Origin of the sequence: Polaromonas aquatica (assembly GCF_042659145.1) — a bacterium.
In the GTDB taxonomy this organism is placed as follows: domain Bacteria; phylum Pseudomonadota; class Gammaproteobacteria; order Burkholderiales; family Burkholderiaceae_C; genus Polaromonas; species Polaromonas aquatica.
The window spans coordinates 149,890-169,314 of sequence record NZ_JBHSRS010000082.1; the positions used below are offsets into that span (position 1 = coordinate 149,890).

The 19,425-nt window shown below is 60.5% G+C and carries 25 protein-coding genes; 18 read left to right on the forward strand and 7 right to left on the reverse strand.

Translation table 11 applies throughout. The features are described from left to right. Window positions 1-6: 6 nt before the first annotated feature. The 11 genes from ACFQND_RS18445 to ACFQND_RS18495 all read left to right on the forward strand — a co-directional run bounded on the left by ACFQND_RS18445 (window position 7) and on the right by ACFQND_RS18495 (window position 8,633). Entirely contained in the window at window positions 7-513 is a 507-nt protein-coding gene (locus ACFQND_RS18445; protein ID WP_371436952.1) for a DUF4442 domain-containing protein, read from the forward strand. A gap of 20 nt (window positions 514-533) precedes the next feature. Continuing rightward, window positions 534-1,733, forward strand: coding sequence for an acetyl-CoA C-acyltransferase (locus tag ACFQND_RS18450; RefSeq protein WP_371436953.1), 1,200 nt, complete (start codon window positions 534-536; stop codon window positions 1,731-1,733). 302 nt (window positions 1,734-2,035) lie between these two features. Further along, entirely contained in the window at window positions 2,036-2,941 is a 906-nt protein-coding gene (locus ACFQND_RS18455) for an alpha/beta hydrolase family protein (protein WP_371436954.1), read from the forward strand. A gap of 27 nt (window positions 2,942-2,968) precedes the next feature. Beyond that, complete coding sequence (locus ACFQND_RS18460) at window positions 2,969-3,808, forward strand: acyl-CoA thioesterase (protein ID WP_371436955.1); 840 nt, start codon at window positions 2,969-2,971, stop codon at window positions 3,806-3,808. A gap of 157 nt (window positions 3,809-3,965) precedes the next feature. Further along, window positions 3,966-4,751, forward strand: coding sequence for an enoyl-CoA hydratase (locus ACFQND_RS18465; protein WP_371436956.1), 786 nt, complete (start codon window positions 3,966-3,968; stop codon window positions 4,749-4,751). A gap of 108 nt (window positions 4,752-4,859) precedes the next feature. Beyond that, a complete protein-coding gene (locus tag ACFQND_RS18470) occupies window positions 4,860-5,231 on the forward strand; it encodes a YciI family protein (RefSeq protein ID WP_371436957.1) in 372 nt (123 codons plus the stop codon). A gap of 118 nt (window positions 5,232-5,349) precedes the next feature. Further along, window positions 5,350-5,775, forward strand: coding sequence for a YciI family protein (locus ACFQND_RS18475; protein WP_371436958.1), 426 nt, complete (start codon window positions 5,350-5,352; stop codon window positions 5,773-5,775). A gap of 11 nt (window positions 5,776-5,786) precedes the next feature. Then, a complete protein-coding gene (locus tag ACFQND_RS18480; RefSeq protein ID WP_371436959.1) occupies window positions 5,787-6,329 on the forward strand; it encodes an SRPBCC family protein in 543 nt (180 codons plus the stop codon). 30 nt (window positions 6,330-6,359) lie between these two features. Beyond that, on the forward strand, window positions 6,360-6,773 hold the full coding sequence (locus ACFQND_RS18485; RefSeq protein WP_371436960.1) for a VOC family protein: 414 nt from the start codon (window positions 6,360-6,362) through the stop codon (window positions 6,771-6,773). Window positions 6,774-6,805: 32 nt separating this feature from the next. After that, window positions 6,806-8,092 (forward strand): RNA polymerase sigma factor, encoded by a 1,287-nt coding sequence (locus ACFQND_RS18490; protein ID WP_371436961.1) that lies wholly within the window; start codon window positions 6,806-6,808, stop codon window positions 8,090-8,092. A 46-nt stretch (window positions 8,093-8,138) separates the two neighbouring features. Further along, complete coding sequence (locus tag ACFQND_RS18495) at window positions 8,139-8,633, forward strand: thioesterase family protein (RefSeq protein WP_371436962.1); 495 nt, start codon at window positions 8,139-8,141, stop codon at window positions 8,631-8,633. Between the two features lie 14 nt (window positions 8,634-8,647). On the opposite strand, the gene ACFQND_RS18500 is transcribed toward ACFQND_RS18495, so the two are convergent. Further along, window positions 8,648-9,082: an acyl-CoA thioesterase gene (locus ACFQND_RS18500; protein ID WP_371436963.1), complete on the reverse strand. Its 435-nt coding sequence runs from the start codon at window positions 9,080-9,082 to the stop codon at window positions 8,648-8,650. Between the two features lie 47 nt (window positions 9,083-9,129). Between ACFQND_RS18500 and ACFQND_RS18505 the strand changes: the two genes are divergently transcribed. Next, the gene (locus ACFQND_RS18505) at window positions 9,130-10,980 is read left to right on the forward strand and encodes an ABCB family ABC transporter ATP-binding protein/permease (RefSeq protein ID WP_371436964.1); all 1,851 of its coding nucleotides are present in this window, start codon (window positions 9,130-9,132) and stop codon (window positions 10,978-10,980) included. A gap of 165 nt (window positions 10,981-11,145) precedes the next feature. Further along, entirely contained in the window at window positions 11,146-12,099 is a 954-nt protein-coding gene (locus ACFQND_RS18510; RefSeq protein ID WP_371436965.1) for a LysR family transcriptional regulator, read from the forward strand. An 89-nt stretch (window positions 12,100-12,188) separates the two neighbouring features. Here the strand turns inward: ACFQND_RS18510 and ACFQND_RS18515 are convergent, their stop codons facing one another. Further along, window positions 12,189-12,344, reverse strand: a complete 156-nt coding sequence (locus ACFQND_RS18515; protein ID WP_377414299.1) for a hypothetical protein — start codon at window positions 12,342-12,344, stop codon at window positions 12,189-12,191. Between the two features lie 134 nt (window positions 12,345-12,478). On the opposite strand from ACFQND_RS18515, the gene ACFQND_RS18520 reads away from it, so the two are divergent. From ACFQND_RS18520 to ACFQND_RS18535, 4 genes are all read left to right on the forward strand, one after another. After that, entirely contained in the window at window positions 12,479-13,378 is a 900-nt protein-coding gene (locus tag ACFQND_RS18520) for a transporter substrate-binding domain-containing protein (RefSeq protein ID WP_371436966.1), read from the forward strand. A gap of 140 nt (window positions 13,379-13,518) precedes the next feature. Beyond that, the gene (locus tag ACFQND_RS18525) at window positions 13,519-14,241 is read left to right on the forward strand and encodes an amino acid ABC transporter permease (RefSeq protein WP_371436967.1); all 723 of its coding nucleotides are present in this window, start codon (window positions 13,519-13,521) and stop codon (window positions 14,239-14,241) included. A 4-nt stretch (window positions 14,242-14,245) separates the two neighbouring features. Then, window positions 14,246-14,932 (forward strand): amino acid ABC transporter permease, encoded by a 687-nt coding sequence (locus ACFQND_RS18530; protein WP_371437106.1) that lies wholly within the window; start codon window positions 14,246-14,248, stop codon window positions 14,930-14,932. Window positions 14,933-14,988: 56 nt separating this feature from the next. After that, a complete protein-coding gene (locus ACFQND_RS18535; RefSeq protein WP_371436968.1) occupies window positions 14,989-15,726 on the forward strand; it encodes an amino acid ABC transporter ATP-binding protein in 738 nt (245 codons plus the stop codon). On the opposite strand, the gene ACFQND_RS18540 is transcribed toward ACFQND_RS18535, so the two are convergent. Continuing rightward, the gene (locus ACFQND_RS18540) at window positions 15,717-15,866 is read right to left on the reverse strand and encodes a hypothetical protein (protein WP_371436969.1); all 150 of its coding nucleotides are present in this window, start codon (window positions 15,864-15,866) and stop codon (window positions 15,717-15,719) included. The two genes, ACFQND_RS18535 and ACFQND_RS18540, sit on opposite strands and share 10 nt — an antisense overlap. 24 nt (window positions 15,867-15,890) lie before the next feature. Next, a complete protein-coding gene (locus ACFQND_RS18545; RefSeq protein WP_371436970.1) occupies window positions 15,891-16,028 on the reverse strand; it encodes a hypothetical protein in 138 nt (45 codons plus the stop codon). Between ACFQND_RS18545 and rnk the strand changes: the two genes are divergently transcribed. Beyond that, window positions 16,027-16,449 carry a nucleoside diphosphate kinase regulator gene (gene rnk, locus ACFQND_RS18550; RefSeq protein ID WP_371436971.1) on the forward strand — a complete coding sequence of 141 codons (423 nt, stop codon included), beginning with the start codon at window positions 16,027-16,029 and terminating at the stop codon, window positions 16,447-16,449. The genes ACFQND_RS18545 and rnk overlap by 2 nt on opposite strands. Window positions 16,450-16,525: 76 nt before the next feature. On the opposite strand, the gene ACFQND_RS18555 is transcribed toward rnk, so the two are convergent. From ACFQND_RS18555 to ACFQND_RS18565, 3 genes are read right to left on the reverse strand one after another with little or no spacing between them, the layout of a single operon-like run. Further along, a complete protein-coding gene (locus ACFQND_RS18555; protein ID WP_371436972.1) occupies window positions 16,526-17,554 on the reverse strand; it encodes a DctP family TRAP transporter solute-binding subunit in 1,029 nt (342 codons plus the stop codon). 44 nt (window positions 17,555-17,598) lie between these two features. After that, window positions 17,599-18,897 carry a TRAP transporter large permease gene (locus ACFQND_RS18560; RefSeq protein WP_371436973.1) on the reverse strand — a complete coding sequence of 433 codons (1,299 nt, stop codon included), beginning with the start codon at window positions 18,895-18,897 and terminating at the stop codon, window positions 17,599-17,601. After that, window positions 18,894-19,421 (reverse strand): TRAP transporter small permease, encoded by a 528-nt coding sequence (locus ACFQND_RS18565; RefSeq protein ID WP_371436974.1) that lies wholly within the window; start codon window positions 19,419-19,421, stop codon window positions 18,894-18,896. Before ACFQND_RS18565 ends, ACFQND_RS18560 begins: the two co-directional genes overlap by 4 nt. Window positions 19,422-19,425 lie beyond the last annotated feature (4 nt).

Genomic DNA, 19,425 nt, shown 5'->3' on the forward strand with positions numbered 1-19,425 from the left:
AGCGATATGAGCGATCACAAGCCCAACCGCCTGGAGCGCCAGCTCGAGCGCCTTGACGAAGTGCCGGCCTTTGCCCGCAACTGGTATCGCAACATCGTGCTGCGCCGTGCCGTGCCTTTTACCGGTACGGCCGGCCTGGACTTTTTGCAGATGGGCAAGGGCCTGGTTGAAGTCGGCATCAAAAACGAGAAGAGGGTGCAAAACCACATAGGCGGTGTACACGCCTCCGCAATGAACCTGCTGGCTGAAACCGCCACCGGCATGGTGGTGGGCATGAATGTGCGCGACGACTGCATCCCGCTGGCCAAGGAGCTGAAGATGGCGTTCAAAAAGCGCGCCACCGGCGGCTTGCGGGCCGTGGCCACGCTGAGCGACGAGCAGCGCGCCGCCATGCAGGCCAGCGACAAGGGTGAAGTCAATGTGGCGGTCACGGTCACCGACGAGGCCGGGGTGAACCCGGTTGAATGTGAATTTGTGTGGGCCTGGATTCCGTCCGGCCCCCGGAAAAACTGAAGAATCAAAGGAAAGACATCATGGCCAAACAAGTCCAGGAAGCCTACATCGTTGCCGCCACGCGCACGCCCATAGGTCGCTCGCATCGCGGTTATTTCCGCAACACCCGTCCCGACGACCTGCTGGTCAAGGCCCTGCAGGCCGCGCTGGCCCAAGTCCCCACGCTGGACCCCAAGGCGATTGAAGACATCATCTGCGGCTGCGCGATTCCGGAAGGCCCGCAAGGCCTGAACATCGCGCGCATAGGCGCGGTGCTGGCCGGCCTGCCGACCAGTGTGGGCGGCATCACCGTCAACCGTTTTTGCGCTTCGGGCCTATCCGCCATCCAGATGGCGGCTGACCGCATTCGCGTGGGTGAGGCCGACGTGATGATCGCGGCTGGCACCGAAAGCATGAGCATGGTGCCCATGTCGGGCAATTCGCCTTCGCTGTCACCTGCCATGTTTGCCAATGATGAAAACATAGGCATTGCCTACGGCATGGGCCTGACGGCCGAGAAGGTGGCGCAGCAATGGAAAGTCTCGCGTGAGGCACAGGACCAGTTTGCGCTCGAGTCGCACCAGAAAGCCATCAAGGCCCAGCAGGCCGGTGAGTTCACGGCCGAGATCACGCCGGTTGAGGTGACGGACCGCAGTGCCAATCTGGAAACCGGTGAAGCCATTGCGAAAAGCCGGACCGTGAACCTGGACGAAGGCCCGCGCCCTGATACCTCGCTCGAAGGCCTGGCCAAACTTAAGACGGTGTTTGCGGCGCGTGGTTCGGTCACGGCCGGCAACAGTTCACAAACCTCGGACGGTGCCGGTGCCTTGATCCTGGCCAGCGAAAAGGCCGTCAAGGAACACGGCCTGAAACCACTCGCGCGTTTCGTCAGCTACGCTGCCAAGGGCGTGCCGCCGCACATCATGGGTATAGGCCCGATCGAAGCCATCCCGGCCGCCTTGCGTTATGCAGGTTTGCAGCAGGACGACATCGACTGGTATGAATTGAATGAAGCGTTTGCAGCCCAGTCGCTGGCCGTTATCAACACCCTGGGTTTGAACGCCGCGAAGGTGAACCCCATGGGCGGCGCGATTGCCTTGGGCCATCCGCTGGGTGCCACCGGCGCGATTCGCGCCGCGACCGTGATTCATGCCTTGCATCGCCACCAGTTGAAGTACGGCATGGTCACGATGTGTGTCGGTATGGGACAAGGCGCCGCCGGCATCTTCGAGCGCGTGTAAGGCTACCGAGCGGGCCTGATGCTGCGTTGGTCCGGTGCTCCCCATCCTCACGTACCTGAAGTACGTTCCGGTGGGTCCGCTCCGCCCGCCTTGCCTGAGGCCCGCTCGCTACGCCCCACGGAAGGCTACCGAGCGGGCGATCTGCGGCGTTGCGGGTCCTGCCAGGAAATCCTCATGCACCTGAAGTGCACTCCGGTTTCCTGCCACCCGCGCCTTGCATCTCATCCCGTTCGCTGCGCCCTTGAAGGTGTCGGTCTTTCAAGTCAGCGGAGACTGGCATTTGTCAACGACTGGAGACAAGCATGCAGAAGCAGACTCTCAATGCAGACACAAGCCAACTCTCGCTGCGCGTTTATGGCTCATCCGGTCCCGCGCGGGCCAGTGTCGTGATCGGCGGTGCGATGGGCGTGCGGCAGGACTACTACACGCCGTTTGCCGAGTGGCTCTCCAGCCAGGGCTTTCGCGTCACCACTTTTGACTACCGCGGTTCGGGCGATTCATTGCCTGACACGCCGGATGGCGGGCTGCGTGGTTTCAAGGCGGACCTGTTGGACTGGGCCGGCGATTACGAAGCCGTGGTGGATGCGGCCAAGGCAGCGTTGCCGGACGCACCGCTTTATCTTTTGGGCCACAGCCTGGGCGCGCAACTGCCGGGATTGTTCAAAGACCAGGACAAGGTTGACGGCTTGCTCAGCATTGCTGCGGGCAGCGGTTACTGGCGTGACAACGCGCCCCGGCTAAAACGCATGGTGCTGTACTTCTGGTACGTGCTGGTGCCCCTGGCGACGCGCCTGTTCGGTTATTTCCCGGGGCGCAGGCTCAAAAAAGTTGGCGATCTGCCTGCCGGTGTGATCCTGCAGTGGCGCAAATGGTGCCTGCACCCGCAGTACAGCGTGGGCGCCGAGGGTGAGGCTGCCCGCCTGAGCTACGGGCAGGTGGGTTTCCCTGTACTGGCGCTGTCCATAACGGACGACGAACTCATGACCTGGCGCGGTACGCAAAACCTCATCAACCTGTATGCGAACGCACCCCGCACTTTCGAACGGATCGCACCTGCCGATGTACAGGCCAGCCGTATCGGGCACTTCGGGTTTTTTCGCGCGCAGTTCGACAAGACCTTGTGGCCGCGTGCCCGCGAGATCATCGACGGCATGGTGCGCCTGTCCGGGCATGTGCAGGAGCGCCGCGTCGCAAACACGACTGCCTGATTCCCAATTCACCGTCAAACTACCATCATGACAAAACACCTTTTTGACCAGGCCCTCGAACTACAGGCCGCGGGCAGCGACAGGCCGGACACCTGGCTGGGCACCACCAGCCCGGCCTACTGGAACATGGTGGGGCCGTTTGGCGGCTCCACGGCGGCCACGGCCTTGCAGGCAGTCATGCAACATCCGGCTTTGCTTGGCGAGCCGATAGCGCTGACCGTCAACTACGCCAGCGCCACCGCTGAAGGCCCGTTCAGCATCACGGCCACGCCGGTACGTACCAACCGTTCCACCCAGCACTGGGTGCTGAGCCTGAACCAGCCGAATGCCAAGGGGGAAGACGTTGCCGTGATGACGGCCACCGCCATGACGGCCTTGCGCCGCGAGACCTGGCAGGTGAACGACATGCCCATGCCCGATGTACCGGCGCCAAAGGACGTGGAGCGCGCCCGGCTTGCAGGCGCCATGGAGTGGCTGAACCGCTACGACATGCGTTTTGTGCGCGGCGGCATTCCCAGAAAGTGGGACGGTGCGGACAAACTGTCGCCGGACAGCCTGACGCAGTTGTGGGTACGCGACGACGTACCCCGGCCACTGGACTTTGCCTCGATCACGGCGATGGCCGATGTGTTTTACCCGCGTGTCTGGTTGCGCCGGCCGCTGCATGTGCCTGCGGGCACGGTGTCCATGACGGTTTATTTTCACGCAAGCGCCGCGCAGTTGCAGCAAGCCGGTACGGGTTATGTCCTGGCGCAGGCCAGGGGGCAGGCTTTCAGGCACGGGTTTTTTGACCAGTCCGCGCAGCTGTGGGACGAATCCGGCACCTTGCTGGTGACCAGCCATCAACTGGTTTATTTCAAGGAGTGATTAAGCCCCCCACGCTTGTCGCTTCGCGTACTACGCTGCCCCCCGAGGGGGCCATTCGCCTGCAGCCCGGCGAAGCCGGTTCTGCGGCTCTGCTTGCAAAAACCCTGCTTCGGTGAAAATCAGAGATCGCTTCCAATATTCTTTAATTGAGACAATCATGACCAGCACCTCCAACGCCGTCCCCGAAATCCTCACCCATGTCGATGCGGGTGTGATGACCCTCACGATCAACCGGCTCGACAAAAAGAACTCCCTCACCGCAGCCATGTACGCCGCCATGGCCGATGCACTGGAGTCGGCCCATCACGACACAGCCGTGCGTGCGCTGGTGATCCAGGGGCATGAAAGCATTTTTTCCGCGGGCAACGATATTGGCGACTTCCTGAACAAGCCGCCATCGGCTGCGGATGCCCCGGTGTTCCGCTTCCTGCGCGGCATCAGCAGCTTTAGCAAACCCATCGTGGCTGCGGTCTGCGGCCCGGCCGTCGGCATAGGCACTACCATGCTGCTGCACTGCGACCTGATTTACGCGGGTGATAACGCAGCGTTTTCCCTGCCCTTTGTGAACCTGGGCCTGTGTCCCGAGGCGGCATCCAGCTACCTGGCGCCCAAGCTCATGGGTTACCCCCGCGCCGCTGAAGCGCTGCTGCTGGGCGAGCCTTTCCGCGCAGAAACGGCGCTTGAGATGGGCCTGATCAACCGTATCGTGCCGCCTGCCGAGGCCAGCGCACTGGCCCAGCAACAGGCCCGAAAACTGGCCGCCAAACCACTGAGCTCGCTGATCGAGACCAAGCGCCTGATGAAAAAAGGCCAGGCCAGCATCGTCGCCGAGCGCATGGTCGAAGAAGGCGCCAGTTTTGGCCGCATGCTGGCAGAACCCGCAGCGCGTGAAGCGTTCACGGCATTCATGGAAAAGCGCCGTCCGGACTTCAGCAAGGTCTGAAGTCCGTGTCCGAAGGACAAGCCATGAAATGGAACGGTGCTTTCGACAAAAGCGCAAGCCGGATTTCAGCAAGGTCTGAAGCTGTATATTTCTTGATCGAGGAACCCCATGTCCTATATGTTGCTGATTCTTGAAGACCCGCAGCAGCGGGGCATACGCAGCGAAGCCGAGGGGCAGGCGGTTTATGCCCGCATGCTGCGGTTTGGTGATGAGCTGAAGGCCCGAGGCCTGTTGGTGGCCAGCGAATCCCTTGGCTCGCATGCCGCTGCTGCACGGGTTGAGGTGCGTGGCGGGCGCGCCAATGTGCTGGATGGCCCGTTTGCCGAAGCCAAGGAAATGGTGGGCGGGTTCTTCCTTCTGAATTGCGCCAGCCGCGAGGAAGCCGTGGCCATCGCCGGGCAATGCCCGGCAGCGGAGTGGGCCACCATCGAGGTGAGGGCGCTGGCCCCGTGTTACGAGGACGCGGCTGAACCGGGGTAAGCGTGTTTGACAAGGGTTTCCCCTTGGTTTTGAATTGTCGATTTCGCGGACGCTTGCTCGTCGTGTGGTTAGAGACCGGAATTTTTCTGGTTTTCAACAGTAACGAAGGAGTATCCCCATGCGATTCATGATCATCGTCAAATCCACACCCGAGTTTGAGGCAGAGACCACCCCGCAGACACCGGACGAAAAACTGCTGACCGCCATGGCGGACTTTCACGAGGAACTGGCCAAGGCCGGCGTGCTGCTGGACGCCAGCGGCCTGCAGCCCAGCCGCAAGGGCTGGCGCATCCATTACGACGGGCAAAAACGCACCGTCATAGATGGCCCTTTCGCCGAGAGCAAGGAGCTGATCGCCGGCTTCACGACCATTCAGGTCCGTACCCGCGAAGAAGCGCTGCAGTGGTCGCGCCGCTTTCCCAACCCTGCGGGCGAAAACCTGCCGGCCGTGATCGAGGTGAGGCAGCTGTACGAACTGGATGACTTTGAACCGGGCGAACAGGTCGAGCGTTTCCGTGAAATGAACACCCCCAGCCAGAAGTAAAGGATAGCCCCATGATCACGACGATCTTCTTTGTCATCATTGGCCTTCTGGCGCTGGCCGCCGCAGTGGTGGCGCTCATTGCCTCGCAGCGGCTCGCTACATTCCGTGTCTCGCGTGCCATCACCATCGCTGCGCCGGCCGATCGTATATTCCCGCTGATCAATGATGTGCGCGCATTCAACACCTGGAACCCCTACAACCAGAAAGACCCGGCGATGAAGGGCAGCTACAGCGGCCCTGCCAGCGGGCCGGGCGCACACTACGACTTTGAAAGCAAAAAGGCCGGCAGCGGGAGTTTTGAGGTCACGCAGGCAGATGCCCCTTCGCAACTGCGCATGCGGCTTGTCATGACGGCGCCTTTCAAGGCGGACAACGTCGTCACTTTCACGCTGGTGCCACAGGGGAGCCAGACCGGGGTCACATGGGCCATGGAAGGCCCGGCGCCCTTTCTGGCCAGGTTCATGGGCGTTGTTTTCGACATGGACAAGATGGTCGGCAAGGACTTCGCGGACGGCCTGGCCGCCCTCAAGGCCAAAGCCGAGAAGCCTGCCTGATTCCCGCCTCATTTCTTCAAGGAGAACCGTATGTCACGTCAAGTCTTCATCAATTTGCCCATCAAGAACATGGCGCGCAGCCAGGCCTTTTTCAAAAGCCTGGGCTTTGCCTTCAATCCGCAATTTACCAATGAGCAGGGCGCCTGCATGGTGATCCGCGAGAACCACAGCTACGCCATGCTGCTGGTAGAGCCCTTCTTCCAGGGTTTCACCAAGAAGGCCATCGCCGACGCCACCAAAACCACCGAGGTGCTGATTGCGCTGTCCTGCGAAAGCCGAGAGGAGGTCGATGAGATGGTGAGGCAGGCACTGGCTGCCGGCGGCACTGCACCCAACCCGAAACAGGACCACGGCTTTATGTACAGCCACGGGTTCACCGATCTCGATGGCCATGTGTGGGAGGTCTTCTGGATGGACCCCGATACAGCCAAGCCGAACGCCTGAGTTGTTTGCCCTGAACCCGGAAAACCCGACGCATGCATTCAGCCACCCACCAGGCCATTGCCACCGTATGGCGCATGGAGTCCGCCAAAATTGTTGGTGCGGTGGCGCGCATGGTGCGCGACATCGGGCTGGCCGAAGAACTGGCGCAGGATGCGCTGGTCTCTGCACTGGAGCACTGGCCCGGTACAGGTGTGCCCGGCAACCCGGGCGCGTGGCTCATGACTGCCGCCAGGAACAAGGCCCTGGACCGCCTGCGGCGCGAGAAGTCGCTGGAGGGCAAGCTTGAGCAGATAGGCCACGACATGGAGGCGCAGGAGGCCCATCTGGTGCCCGACTTTGTGGACGGGCTGGATGCTGCGCGTGAGGCCGAAATAGGCGACGACCTGTTGCGCCTGATTTTCACAGCCTGCCATCCGCTGCTGTCGACCGAGGCGCGCGTGGCGCTCACGCTCAAACTGCTGGGTGGTCTGACAACGCACGAGATCGCGCGGGCTTTTCTTGTGCAGGAGCCAACGATCGCGCAGCGCATCACGCGGGCCAAGCGCACGCTGACTGAAGCGCATGTGCCGTTTGAAGTGCCGCGCGGGGATGAACTCGGTGCCCGGCTGGCCTCGGTGCTGGAGGTGGTCTACCTGGTTTTTAACGAGGGCTATACCGCCTCAGCCGGCGAGGACTGGATGCGCCCGGCGCTCACCGACGAGGCACTGCGGCTGGGCCGCATGCTTGCCGGGCTGGCGCCTGGCGAGCCCGAGGTGCATGGCCTGGTTGCGCTGATGGAGTTGCAGGCCTCGCGCACCGCGGCGCGTGTGGATGCATCGGGCCGTCCGGTGCTGCTGCTTGAACAGGACCGCACCCGCTGGGACCGCCTGCTTGTCACCAGGGGGCTGGCGGCGCTTGAGCGAGCCGAGGCGCTGTGTGCCTCGCATGGGCAGGCGCTCGGGTCCTATGCACTACAGGCTGAGATTGCCGCGTGCCACGCCCGTGCAAGAACGGGTGCGGAGACAGACTGGGTGCGCATCGCCGCCATTTATGACGCGCTCGCCCGGCTTGTGCCTTCGCCTGTGGTCGAACTTAACCGCGCCGTGGCAGTGAGCATGGCCTTCGGGCCTGCGGCGGGGCTGACCATCATCGATGTGCTGAACACTGACAAATCCCTGCAAAATTACCAATGGCTTCCCAGTGTGCGTGGTGACCTGTTGGCCAGGCTTGGCCGCAACAGCGAGGCCAGGGCAGCGTTCGAGCAAGCCGCGCAACTTGCGGTCAATTTGCGTGAACGCGAGTTGCTCATTGAGCGCATCAGGCAACTGCCAGCCGGCTGAATGATGGGGCCCGCGGTGCCAGGTGGTGCTGCACGACAATAGGGCGATGACGAAATCCACGACAACCCATCCGTCCCCGCCCGTCGTGTTTGAAGACGAGTTCATTGCCGGCCTGACGGACCTGTTCGAAAACAAAATCGTTTTCAACAAGGTGCTGGGCCTGAAACTCACGTTGCTCAGCCCTGAACGCGTCAGGGCGCGCATAGACATGCGGCATGAGCTGGTGGGCCACTACAGCTATAACCGTGTCCATGGCGGGGTGGTCAGCGCTGCGCTGGACGCCCTGGCCGGCCTGGCGGTGATGGCTGCCATCGGCGCGCGCCATATGGATGAAACGCCTGCGCAGCGCCTGCACCGCTTTGCCAAGCTGGGCACCATTGACCTGCGGGTCGACTACCTCAGGCCTGCCATCGGGGCGTATTTTGAATTGCAGGCCGAGGTGTTGCGGCTGGGCTCGCGGGTGGCGAGTACTCGCATGGAGTTTTTTGGCGCGGACGGCAAGCTGCTGTCCACCGGGGCGGGCGCCTATATCGTTTCCTGAGGGCTCCGGCCGTTTCAGGACTTTGCGATCTTGCGCGGCCTGCCGAAGTCGTCAATCGCCACGTAGGTGAGGCTGGCCTCGGTCACTTTTTTGTAGATGCCCTGGCTGCGCAGGTGCTCGGCATAGACCTCAACCTGCACCGTGACGGAGGTGGTGCCAATACGTGTCACCGATGCAAAAAAGGACAAAAGGTCACCGACACGCACCGGTTGCTTGAAGATGAACTGGTTGACGGCCACCGTCGCCATGCGGCCGTCCACGTAGCGCGCCGGCAGTACGGCGCCGGCCAGGTCGACCTGGGCCATGACCCAGCCGCCGAAGATGTCGCCGTTGGCATTGCAATCCGCCGGCATGGGAATGACCTTGAGCACCAGTTCCTTGTCGGTCGGCAACTCGACGGCTGGTGTATCGGGCGGAGTACCCGAGTGGGCGCTTGATTCGGAAGACATAGGCACAATCTGCAAAGAAATTGAAATAACCCGAACGATTGTCCTCTATGCGCTCCCGAGCTTCCAGTGCCGATTCTTCCCTGGCCATGCCGCCCATGGCCGGCCACCCTGGCTCGCCCGCCGCCCAGGCACCTGCCCGGTCCGACTGGGACACCCTTAAACGCCTTTTTCCCTATTTGTGGGACTACAAATGGCGTGTGGTCGCAGCCCTGACTTTTGTGCTGGCGGCCAAGCTGGGTAACGTGGGCGTGCCGCTGTTGCTCAAGAACCTGGTGGACGCCATGAGCCTGAAGCCGGGCAATGTGCAGGCGGTGCTGGTGGTCCCCGCCGCGCTGCTGCTGGGTTACGGCCTGCTGCGCCTGTCGACCTCGCTGTTCACCGAACTGCGTGAGCTGGTGTTTGCCAAGGCTACCGAAGGCGCGGCACGCAAGATTTCCCTGGAGGTTTTCAGGCACCTGCATGCGCTGAGCCTGCGTTTTCACCTGGAGCGCCAGACTGGCGGCATGACGCGCGACATCGAGCGCGGCACGCGCGGCGTGCACTCGCTGATTTCCTATTCGCTGTACAGCATCATTCCCACGCTTTTTGAGGTGGGCCTGGTGCTGAGCATCCTGGCGGTCAAGTTTGACATCTGGTTTGCCTGGATCACGTTGGCCGCGCTGGTGCTTTACATCACCTTCACTGTGACGGTGACCGAGTGGCGCACCAAGTTCCGCAAGCAGATGAACGAGCTCGACTCGACCGCCCACAGCCGGGCGATTGATTCCCTGCTCAATTACGAAACCGTCAAATACTTCAATAACGAAAACTTTGAAGCCACGCGTTACGACGAAAACCTGCAGCGCTACCGGCGTGCGGCGATCAAGAGCCAGACCACCCTGAGCATGCTCAACACCGGCCAGCAGCTCATCATTGCCGTCGGCCTGGTTGCCATGCTCTGGCGGGCCACGCAGGGCGTGGTGGACGGCCGCATGACCTTGGGCGACCTGGTGATGGTCAATGCCTTCATGATCCAGCTTTACATTCCGCTGGGCTTCCTGGGGGTGATTTACCGCGAGATCAAACAAAGCCTGACCGATCTCGACAAGATGTTCACGCTGATGGAGAAGGAGCGTGAGATAGCGGACGAACCCGGAGCCCTGCCGATCCGTATTGACGCATCACCCGTTGTCAGGTTTGAGAACGTCAGTTTTGCCTACGAAGCCGCGCGGCCTATCCTGAAAAACGTGAGTTTTGAAATCCCGCCGGGCAAAACCGTGGCGGTGGTGGGCTCGTCGGGCGCGGGCAAGTCCACGCTGGCGCGCCTGCTGTTCCGCTTTTACGATGTCCAGCAAGGCCGCATCACGATTGCCGGGCAGGACATCAAACACGTCACGCAGGCCAGCGTGCGGCAGGCTATAGGCATCGTGCCGCAGGACACCGTGCTGTTCAACGACACGGTGGAATACAACATCGCCTATGGCAAGCCGGGCGCCAGCCGTGAGGAAGTCGAAGCGGCAGCCCGCGCGGCCCGCATCCATGACTTCATCGTATCCACCCCGCTCGGCTACAACACCATGGTCGGCGAGCGCGGGCTCAAGCTCTCGGGCGGCGAAAAGCAGCGTGTGGCGATTGCGCGTACCCTGCTCAAAAATCCGCCGGTGGTGATTTTTGACGAAGCCACCTCGGCGCTGGACTCCGCCAATGAGCGCGCCATCCAGGCCGAGCTGCGCACGGCGGCGCAAAACAAGACCACGCTGGTGATTGCGCACCGCCTGTCCACCGTGGTGGATGCGCATGAAATCCTGGTGATGGAAGACGGCTGCATTGTGGAGCGGGGCACCCATGCCGACCTGCTGGCCATGGGTCAAAAGTACGCCAGGATGTGGACCTTGCAGCAAAGCGCCAGCGATTTTTAATGAAAAGTGCCTGCGGCCGGCTGTAATTGTGCGCGACAAGCTATTGAATTGATAGCAATTGAGGCGGCCTGAAAATCGCCTGGAGACTGTGTTCCGTTCGCGGCGAACGCTGTGTATGGGATTCCCCGTAGCCGTGGGGTGTCTGGGCGCTCGCATAATCTCCGGATGGAAACCAAATGGCTAGAAGATTTTGTCAGTCTCGCTGAAACCCGCAGTTTCAGCCGCTCGGCACAGTTGCGGCATGTGACACAGCCGGCTTTTTCGAGGCGCATACAGGCGCTGGAGGCCTGGGCAGGCACTGACCTGGTGGACCGCAGCTCTTATCCCACCCGCCTGACGCCTGCGGGTGAAACCCTGTACAACCAGTCGCTGGAAATGCTGCAGGGCCTGCAGTCCACGCGGGCCATGCTCAGGGGCCACACGTCTGCCGGACAGGACGTGATCGAGTTTGCGGTGCCGCACACGCTGGCCTTCACGTTTTTCCCGGCCTGGGTCAGCAGCCTGCGCGAAAAGTTCGGCCCCATCAAAAGCCGCCTGATCGCCCTCAATGTGCACGACGCCGTGCTCAGGCTGGTGGAGGGCAGCTGCGACCTGCTGATTGCCTACCATCATGACTCTCAGCCTTTCCAGCTCGATCCCGGTCGTTATGAAATGGTCACGCTGGGCCAGGAGGTGTTGGCTCCCTATGTAAAACCCGATGCGAGTGGCGAGCCGATGTACAAGCTGCCGGGCCGGCCGGGCCAGCCCCTGCCTTACCTGGGTTACGCCCCCGGTGCCTACCTGGGCCGCGTGGTGGACCTGATCCTGAAACAGTCGAGTACCGCGATTCACCTTGATCGGGTCTACGAAACCGACATGGCAGAAGGCCTCAAAGCCATGGCACTTGAAGGCCACGGCATTGCATTTTTGCCTTACAGCGCGGTCAAAAAGGAGCTGCGGGCCAAAAAACTGGTGAGCGCCGGCGACAAACTGGAGATGACCATGGACATCCGTGTTTACCGGGAACGGCCAGCGTCCAGCGAATCGGCCAAAAGCCATGCCCAGGCACTGTGGACCTACCTGCTATTGCAGTCAAATCCCAAACCCGGTGCGGCAGGCGCCAAACCGACGACTAGGTAGTAACCCTTTGTACCTATAAAAGAAATGCATGAGCCGCCGCTGAAACGGCATTGGTATTTTTGGGGGCGTAAATCTACAGTTCGGCACGGTCAGGTCTTGACGCGGTATGGTTTGCAGGGAACTGGCACAAAGACTGCTTTAAGAACGGGATGGACCTTGGCTATATCTGCGCGCACCACACTGGGGAAGGATTTCGGGCGCAGGTTTTCTGGCCCGGCGTTTTGGGCGATGAAAATAAGGCGCATGGGGTTGTCAGATTTCAAACAGCTTCAACCCGCGTTCATGCAAGCTGGACGCGGGTAAACCTTGGGGTTGGCGCATGCACCGACTCTCTAGAATAGTATTCACTAACTGCTTCATTTCAAACACAGGAGATAACATGAAACTCAAACTAGCCGCCCTCTCAATTGCGCTGCTTGCAACCGGTGCTGCTTTTGCGCAGGCCAATGACACCATCGCCAAGGTCAAGGCCTCCGGCGTTGTGACCATGGGTGTTCGTGACTCCTCCGGTGCCCTGTCCTATACCCTGGGCGACGGCAAATACACGGGTTACCACGTCGAGATCTGCAACCGCGTGATTGCCGCCCTGGAAAAGGCCGCCGGCCGCAAGCTGGAAGTCAAATACCAGTCCGTGACCTCGCAAAACCGTATCCCCCTGGTCCAGAACGGCACGGTGGACCTGGAGTGCGGCTCCACCACCAATAACGTGGCCCGCCAGAAAGACGTGGCTTTCCTGTACACCACCTTTGTTGAGGAGGTGCGCATCGCCGTGAAGGCCAACTCCGGCATCACCTCCATCACCCAGCTCAATGGCAAAAACGTGGCAACCACCACGGGCACCACGTCCGTCCAGACCCTGCGCAAGAACGAGCGTGCAAAAGGTATCGACTTCAAGGAAGTGTTTGGCAAGGACCATTCCGACAGTTTCCTGCTGCTCGAGTCCGGCCGTGCCGACGCATTTGTCATGGACGGTTCCATCCTGGCCGGCAATATTGCAACCGCCAAGAACCCGGCCGACTACAAGATCGTCGGTGAGGTGCTGAGCGTTGAGCCCATCGCCATCATGATCCGCAAGGATGACCCAGCCTTCAAAAAGCTCGGTGACGACACCATCAGGGACATGATCAAGGCCGGCGACATGAACAAGCTCTGGGACAAGTGGTTCCTGCAGCCAATCCCTCCGAAAAACACCAAGGTTGGCCTGGCACTCAGCGACAGCACCAAGGCCGCCTGGGCCACGCCGAATGACAAGCCCATGGAAGATTACGCCAAGAAGTAATCAGGCAGTCATAGGGCCTTCAAGGCAAAACAGGCGAAATGCACAAACCCCGTCCCTGGATTTCAAGGCGGGGTTTGTCATTTGCCGCGGGGCATATTCACTTTGAGCAAGAACATCAATAACAGCAAGCTGGAGTCATCATGACGTGGGACTGGAACGTATTTTTAACCGACGATGGCAGTGGGCGCACCTACCTGCAATGGATGCTGGACGCCTGGGGCTGGACGCTGGCTGTCGCAGGGGCGTCCTGGGTGGTGGCCATGGTGGTGGGGGCCTTGATCGGTACGCTGCGCACCTTGCCTAACAGCCCGTGGCTGGTTCGTTTTTCCAACGCCTGGGTTGAGCTGTTTCGCAATATTCCGCTGCTGGTGCAGATTTTCATCTGGTATTTTGTGGTGCCGAAAGTCTTTCCGTCCATGAAAGAGCTGCCCAGTTTTATCCTGGTGGTGTTTGCGCTTGGGTTTTTTACTTCCGCGCGGATTGCCGAGCAGGTCCGGGCCGGTATTCAGGCACTGCCGCGCGGCCAGCGCTACGCAGGCCTGGCCATGGGCTTCACCACGGCGCAAACCTACCGCTACGTGATCCTGCCGATGGCGTTTCGCATCATCATTCCGCCGCTCACCAGCGAGTCCATGAACCTGCTCAAGAACTCCTCGGTGGCCTTTGCCGTGTCTATCGCCGAGCTCACCATGTTTGCCATGCAGGCCCAGGAGGAAACCTCACGCGGTATTGAGATTTACCTGGCCGTGACGGCGCTGTATGCCATCTCGGCCTTTGCAGTCAACCGTGCCATGGCGCTTGTTGAGAAGAAGCTGCAGATACCGGGTTACATCGTGGCCGGTGTTGCAGGCGGAGGGCACTGACATGATTCTTGGACTCGACATGAGTTTCCTGAACTGGGACATTATTTCCAAGTTCGTGCTCAAAGGCTTTATTTTCAGTATCCAGCTGACGGTCATCGCTACCATAGGCGGCATCATCCTGGGGACCTTGCTGGCCCTGATGCGGCTGTCGGGTAAGAAAATCCTGACGGTGCCGGCGACGATCTACGTCAACGGCATGCGCTCGGTTCCGTTGGTCATGGTGATCCTGTGGTTCTTCCTGCTGGTGCCGGCGGGGTTTTATGCCCTTATTCCCGGGGGCAGCAACTACCGTGCTGAAATCTCGGCCATCATCACCTTTGTGGCGTTTGAAGCGGCTTACTTCAGCGAGATCATGCGGGCAGGCATCCAGTCCATCTCGCGCGGCCAGGTCAACGCCGGCCGTGCGCTGGGCATGACCTATGCGCAGAACATGAAACTCATCATTCTGCCGCAGGCCTTTCGCAACATGGTGCCGATTCTGCTGACGCAAACCATCATCCTGTTCCAGGACACCTCGCTGGTATACGCCATCGGCGCCTATGACCTGCTCAAGGGGTTCAGCACGGCAGGCAAGATATACGGGCGGACCGAAGAGGCCTACCTGTTGGCGGCAGTGGTCTATTTTGTGATGTGCTTCGGCCTGTCCTATATGGTCAAGCGCCTGCAGGCCAGGATTGCCATCATTCGATAAGTTCTGCAAAAAGCAAAACCCGTACAAAACAAAGCAAGCGCACACTGGAGTAGATGATGATTGAATTAAAAGATGTATCCAAGTGGTATGGCGAGGTGCAGGTTCTCAACAACTGCACGACCAGTATCAAAAAAGGCGAGGTGGTGGTGGTCTGCGGTCCATCCGGCTCGGGCAAATCGACATTGATCAAAACCATCAATGCGCTGGAGCCTTTCCAGAAGGGCCAGATTTTTGTGGATGGCCAGGCGGTGCATGACCCCAAGACCGATTTGCCGAAACTGCGCAGCCGTGTCGGCATGGTGTTCCAGAACTTCGAGCTTTTTCCGCATTTGAGCGTGACCGAAAACCTGACCCTGGCGCAAATGAAGGTGCTGGGTCGAAAGATCGATGAGGCCACAAAACACGGCCTGAAATACCTGGACCGCGTAGGCCTGATGGCGCACAAGGACAAATTTCCCGGCCAGCTCTCGGGCGGGCAGCAGCAGCGTGTGGCGATTGCCCGGGCGCTCAGCATGGATCCGATTGCCATGTTGTTTGACGAGCCGACTTCGGCGCTGGACCCTGAGATGGTCGGCGAGGTGCTCGATTGCATGATGGGCCTGGCCGTTGAAGGCATGACCATGATGGTGGTCACCCATGAGATGGGTTTTGCCCGCAAGGTCGGCAGCCGTGTCATCTTTATGGATGTGGGCGGTAAAATCCTGGAAGACTGCTCGAAAGACGAGTTTTTCAATCACCCCGAAAACCGTCAGCCCCGCACCAAGGATTTCCTCAACAAGATTCTTCAGCACTGAACGATGCGGCCGGCCACCAGGCCTGCCCGACCGTTGTGAACGACCTTATTCATGTTTGCGACCTTGACGATCATCCAGCGCGTTACCGTGCGCCTAGCCGTTGCCTCATGTGCAGCGCGCGGGCACGCGGGCGACTGCATGGATGTTTCCGTCCTGTGGCCGCATCAGCCGGTTGCACATTCCTGAGCCCGGCGATCCTTTCCTTCTTCTTTTTTTAGCGCTATTTCTGGATCGTCGGGCAGCAAGCCAACTGGCTCGCCCGGTAAGCCTTTTCCGGGCTCTATTGATTCAGGAGTTTTCATGTCTGCTTCCCCTCAACTGTCGCGCACGCTGACAGAACTTGACCATTTGCGTATTTCCAACCTCGTGCGCCTGCCTTCGGGGCGCGCGGTCCCGGGGCTTGCCCCGGCCATCAGCGACGTGATCGAAGCTGCCGAGCTGGTGTCCTCGTATGACGTGCCGCCGAATGTGGTGACCATGTACTCACAGGTGCTTCTGGCCGATCTGCGAACCGGTGAGCAGCGCAAGCTGACGCTGTGTTACCCCCACGATGCCGAGCCGGCCACCGGTTTTGTGTCGGTGTTGTCGCCGGTGGGCGCTGCCTTGCTCGGGTTGTCCGTGGGCCAAACGGCCAGCTGGGCCAGCCCGCAAGGGGAACAGGCCTCGGCAGAAATACTGGAGCTGCTGTTCCAGCCCGAGGACAGCGGCGACTATTTGTTGTAAAACGCGCGAGAAAATGGGTCAGCACCCACAAAAAAAGCCCTGCAATGCGGGGCTTTTTTTGTGCTGTCTGCGCTGTTTATTTCTTGCGCGCAGCAATCGATTTTTCGGCCGTGTTCACCAGGTTGGCTCCGATCTGGTTTTTCCACTTGTCGTAGATCGGGCGCGTGGCCTTGACGAAGGATGCGCGCTCATCCGGGCTGAGCTGCGTGACCGTGGTGCCAAGCGCTGCAATCTCCTTGAGCATGGGTTTGTCAGCTTCTGACAGGCCCTTTCGGGCGATGGCGATTTCCTGCTTGCCGGCATCCTGGGCGGCCTGTTTGACGATGGCGCGGTCGGCTTCCGTCCATGAAGCCCAGACTTCCTTGTTGACCACAAAGACCAGCGGGTCGTTGACGTAGCCCCACATCGTGATGTATTTCTGCGCAGAGTTGTGCAGCTTGGCGGCGGTGTAGATGGACAGCGGGTTTTCCTGTCCGTCCACAGCGCCGGTCGCCAGTGCGGGTTGTGCATCGGCAAAACTCATTTGCGTGGGGTTGGCACCCAGTGCCGTGAAGGTGTCGAGGAACAGCGGCGAGCCCACGACACGGATCTTCAGGCCCTTCATGTCTTCGGGGCGTTTGATGGCCAGCTTGGAGTTGCTGATTTCGCGGTAGCCGTTTTCGCCCCAGGCGAGCGGCACCACACCGGCCTTGTCAATGATCCTGAAAATTTCCTTGCCCACTTCGCCTTGCGTCAGTGCATCCGCCGCCGCATAGTCCGGCATCAGGAAGGGCAGCGAAAAGATATTCAGTTCCTTGACCTGCGGCGACCAGTTGATGGTGGAGCCTATGGCCATGTCGATCACGCCCTGGCGAATCGCGCTGAACTCACGTGTCTGGTCGCCCTGGATCAATGAGACGCCGGGATACAGCTTGATATTGATGCGGCCCTGCGTGCGCTCGCGCACGAGGTTGGCCCAGATCTCGCCGCCCTTGCCCCAGGGGAAGGCTGGCCCGACGACCAGCGACATCTTGTATTCGGATTTGTAGGTTTGCGCGGGCGCAGCGGCCGTGAATGCCAGCGAGGCGCAAGCCAGCGCCAGGCCGAGGACGGTTTTAAATTTCATTCGAAAGTCTCCTTGGTAAAAATCTGGTCGGGATCAATCCGGGTTCAATAACCGAGTTTGTGCGGCAGCCACAGGGCCAGCTGGGGGAAGGCAATCACGGCCACCAGCACCAGGAACATGGCGGCCATCATCCACACCACCCAGCGCACGGTTTCTTCCATGCGCACATTGGCGATCCGGCACGACACCATCAGGTTCACCGCCAGCGGCGGCGTGAACTGGCCGATGGCGACCTTGAGCGTGAGGATGACACCAAACCAGACCAGGTCCCAGTTGTAGTGCTGTGCTATAGGCAGCAGCAGCGGCACAAAAATCAGGAAGATGGAGATACCGTCCAGGAACATGCCCACGGTGATCAGCATCAGGATAAGCAGGGCCAAAATGCCGTACTCGCCCAGTCCGGAAGATGTGATGGCCAGCGTGATGGGGTCTATGACCCCCAGCGTGCTGAGCGAATAGGCAAAGATGCCGGCCAGCGAAACCACCAGCAGGATCACGGCGGAAAGCTCGCCTGACTCACGCAGGATCTCAAACAGGTCGCGGAACTTGATCGTGCGGTGTATCACCATGCCGACAAACAGGCCGTAAAACACCGCCACCACGGCGGCTTCCGTCGGCGTGAACCAGCCGGCGCGCATGCCGCCCAGAATCAGCACCGGCGCCGCGAGGCCCCAGATGGCGTCGCGCAAGCTGGCCCAGAAGGGCGGCTTGGGCATGTTGGCTTCCAGCGCACCCATCTTGTATTTGCGCGAGAGCCATACCGAAGGCACGATGAGTGCCAGGCCAGCCAGGATGCCCGGGATCATGCCGGCGGCAAAAAGCGCAGGAACGGATGCATTCGGCACCAACACCGAATAAACGATAAAGGCAATGGACGGCGGGATCAGGATGTCGGTGGACGCTGCGGCGCCCACAACGCTGGCAGAGAAAGACGGCGGGTAACCGGCACGCGACATGGCGCTGATCATCACGGCACCAACTGCCGCCGCGCATGCGGGCCCCGAACCTGAAATCCCGCCCAGGAACATGGCAACGGCAATGGCCACCAGCGGCAGCATGCCCGGGCCGCGCCCGACAATGGCCACCGCAAAATTGACCAGCCGCAAGGCCACGCCGGAGCGGTCAAAGATGGAGCCGACCAGCACAAACATGGGAATCGCCAGCAAAGGGTACTTGCCCAGCCCGGCGTAAAAGTTCTGCGGCACGGCCAGCAGGCCAAACCACTGCGCATCTGCGTTGGCCAGCGCGATGGCCGCTGCGCCTGCCAGCCCGAGGGCTGCACCAATCGGCACGCCGACCAGCATCAGCGCAATAAAGGCGATGAAAAGAAGGGTCGGTATCATGCGCGCCGTCCACGGCGAATGAACAGGCCCACCGCGCGCAGCGCCATGCCAAGCGAAAGAATGGGCAGCCAGATGGAGTACCACCACTGCGGAATGCCTATGCCCGGCGAGGTTTCATTAAAGCGGTAGTCGTCCCACACCAGGCGTACGCTCAGCACGGCGATCAGGCCAAACAGTATGGCCACCATGGCTGCACCCAACTGGGCCAGTTTCTTGCGCCTGGCCATGGAACCGTTTCCCGAAAAGTATTCGATGCGGATGTGGCGATCGCGTGCAATGGCGGCGGAGCTTCCCACCAGCGCCAGCACAATCATCAGGAAAACCGAGAACTCTTCGGTCCAGGCAAAGGACTGGCTGGTGAAGTAACGCACAAGGACATTGGCAAAGGTGAACAGCGCCAGCGCCCCCATCACGATGACGGTCAGCCAGTCTTCAATTTTGAGGGTGACCTTGACGGGTTCGTCGACCTCGTCAAGCGGTGGCATGGCTTCTGGTGCGTGACCAGATTCAGGAGGCAAATGCATGAAT

Excerpts from the sequence above, each read along its gene's own strand:
- ACFQND_RS18445 (WP_371436952.1), top strand. The coding sequence starts at position 7 with ATGAGCGATCACAAGCCCAACCGCCTGGAGCGCCAGCTCGAGCGCCTT.
- ACFQND_RS18450 (WP_371436953.1), top strand. The coding sequence starts at position 534 with ATGGCCAAACAAGTCCAGGAAGCCTACATCGTTGCCGCCACGCGCACG.
- ACFQND_RS18455 (WP_371436954.1), top strand. The coding sequence starts at position 2,036 with ATGCAGAAGCAGACTCTCAATGCAGACACAAGCCAACTCTCGCTGCGC.
- ACFQND_RS18460 (WP_371436955.1), top strand. The coding sequence starts at position 2,969 with ATGACAAAACACCTTTTTGACCAGGCCCTCGAACTACAGGCCGCGGGC.
- ACFQND_RS18465 (WP_371436956.1), top strand. The coding sequence starts at position 3,966 with ATGACCAGCACCTCCAACGCCGTCCCCGAAATCCTCACCCATGTCGAT.
- ACFQND_RS18470 (WP_371436957.1), top strand. The coding sequence starts at position 4,860 with ATGTCCTATATGTTGCTGATTCTTGAAGACCCGCAGCAGCGGGGCATA.
- ACFQND_RS18475 (WP_371436958.1), top strand. The coding sequence starts at position 5,350 with ATGCGATTCATGATCATCGTCAAATCCACACCCGAGTTTGAGGCAGAG.
- ACFQND_RS18480 (WP_371436959.1), top strand. The coding sequence starts at position 5,787 with ATGATCACGACGATCTTCTTTGTCATCATTGGCCTTCTGGCGCTGGCC.
- ACFQND_RS18485 (WP_371436960.1), top strand. The coding sequence starts at position 6,360 with ATGTCACGTCAAGTCTTCATCAATTTGCCCATCAAGAACATGGCGCGC.
- ACFQND_RS18490 (WP_371436961.1), top strand. The coding sequence starts at position 6,806 with ATGCATTCAGCCACCCACCAGGCCATTGCCACCGTATGGCGCATGGAG.
- ACFQND_RS18495 (WP_371436962.1), top strand. The coding sequence starts at position 8,139 with ATGACGAAATCCACGACAACCCATCCGTCCCCGCCCGTCGTGTTTGAA.
- ACFQND_RS18500 (WP_371436963.1), bottom strand. The coding sequence starts at position 9,082 with ATGTCTTCCGAATCAAGCGCCCACTCGGGTACTCCGCCCGATACACCA.
- ACFQND_RS18505 (WP_371436964.1), top strand. The coding sequence starts at position 9,130 with ATGCGCTCCCGAGCTTCCAGTGCCGATTCTTCCCTGGCCATGCCGCCC.
- ACFQND_RS18510 (WP_371436965.1), top strand. The coding sequence starts at position 11,146 with ATGGAAACCAAATGGCTAGAAGATTTTGTCAGTCTCGCTGAAACCCGC.
- ACFQND_RS18515 (WP_377414299.1), bottom strand. The coding sequence starts at position 12,344 with ATGCGCCTTATTTTCATCGCCCAAAACGCCGGGCCAGAAAACCTGCGC.
- ACFQND_RS18520 (WP_371436966.1), top strand. The coding sequence starts at position 12,479 with ATGAAACTCAAACTAGCCGCCCTCTCAATTGCGCTGCTTGCAACCGGT.
- ACFQND_RS18525 (WP_371436967.1), top strand. The coding sequence starts at position 13,519 with ATGACGTGGGACTGGAACGTATTTTTAACCGACGATGGCAGTGGGCGC.
- ACFQND_RS18535 (WP_371436968.1), top strand. The coding sequence starts at position 14,989 with ATGATTGAATTAAAAGATGTATCCAAGTGGTATGGCGAGGTGCAGGTT.
- ACFQND_RS18540 (WP_371436969.1), bottom strand. The coding sequence starts at position 15,866 with ATGCAGTCGCCCGCGTGCCCGCGCGCTGCACATGAGGCAACGGCTAGG.
- rnk (WP_371436971.1), top strand. The coding sequence starts at position 16,027 with ATGTCTGCTTCCCCTCAACTGTCGCGCACGCTGACAGAACTTGACCAT.
- ACFQND_RS18545 (WP_371436970.1), bottom strand. The coding sequence starts at position 16,028 with ATGAAAACTCCTGAATCAATAGAGCCCGGAAAAGGCTTACCGGGCGAG.
- ACFQND_RS18555 (WP_371436972.1), bottom strand. The coding sequence starts at position 17,554 with ATGAAATTTAAAACCGTCCTCGGCCTGGCGCTGGCTTGCGCCTCGCTG.
- ACFQND_RS18560 (WP_371436973.1), bottom strand. The coding sequence starts at position 18,897 with ATGATACCGACCCTTCTTTTCATCGCCTTTATTGCGCTGATGCTGGTC.
- ACFQND_RS18565 (WP_371436974.1), bottom strand. The coding sequence starts at position 19,421 with ATGCATTTGCCTCCTGAATCTGGTCACGCACCAGAAGCCATGCCACCG.